The sequence below is a fragment of the Colwellia sp. C1TZA3 genome (genome assembly GCF_007954265.1).
Classification (GTDB): Bacteria; Pseudomonadota; Gammaproteobacteria; order Enterobacterales; family Alteromonadaceae; genus Cognaticolwellia.
In genome coordinates, this window is the sequence record NZ_VOLS01000143.1 from 1 (window position 1) to 1,095 (window position 1,095).

General features: G+C 47.0%; 1 protein-coding gene. It reads left to right on the forward strand.

The annotated features are described in order from the left end of the window. The coding region (locus tag ESZ39_RS17550) for an Ig-like domain-containing protein (RefSeq protein WP_191321841.1) at positions 1–1,095 on the forward strand (1,095 nt) is incomplete at both ends.

Here is a 1,095-nt window from a genome sequence, read left to right on the forward strand (position 1 = left end):
CGATACCAACCGTTGGCTTAACAACAGACTCAGGGACGCTGAACGATGACGTTATTACAAACGATGCAGCCTTAAGCTTTAGTGAAGCAGCTAGTGATGTAAATAGAACTTATTCAATTGATGGCGCAGCGGCGACTACGGAGTACACCGCACCGACAGTCAATGGCGGGTATACGGTCACGGTCACGGATACCGATACGGCCGGAAATGTTAAAACAGCAAGTACGACCTTTACCTTAGATACAACCTTAGCGATACCAACTGTTGGCTTAACAACAGACTCAGGGACGCTGAACGATGACGTTATTACAAACGATGCAGCCTTAAGCTTTAGTGAAGCAGCTAGTGATGTAAATAGAACTTATTCAATTGATGGCGCGGCGGCGACTACGGAGTACACCGCACCGACAGTCGATGGCGAGTATACGGTAACCGTAACGGATACCGATACGGCCGGAAATATTAAAACAGCAAGTACGACCTTTACCTTAGATACAACCGTTGCCATGCCAAGCATTACACTTGATAACGATAGTGGAGCAAGTGCTAGCGACAGCATTACAAACGATGCATCAGCATTAACTGTTAGTGCCGCAGCAGCTGATGTCACCAGAGTCTATTCAATTGATGGTGCGGCGGCGACTACGGAGTACAGCGCACCGACAGTCGATGGTGAGTACACGGTCACAGTAACGGATACCGATACGGCCGGAAATGTTAAAACAGCAAGCACGAGCTTTACTTTAGATACAACCTTAGCGATACCAACCGTTGGCTTAACAACAGACTCAGGGACGCTGAACGATGACGTTATTACAAACGATGCAGCCTTAAGCTTTAGTGAAGCAGCTAGTGATGTAAATAGAACTTATTCAATTGATGGCGCGGCGGCGACGACTGAGTACAGCGCACCAACAGTCGATGGCGAGTACACAGTCACAGTAACCGATACTGATATTGCCGGAAATGTTAAAACAGCAAGTACGACATTTACCTTAGATACAACCTTAGCGATACCAACCGTTGGCTTAACAACAGACTCAGGGACGCTGAACGATGACGTTATTACAAACGATGCTGCCTTAAGCTTTAGTG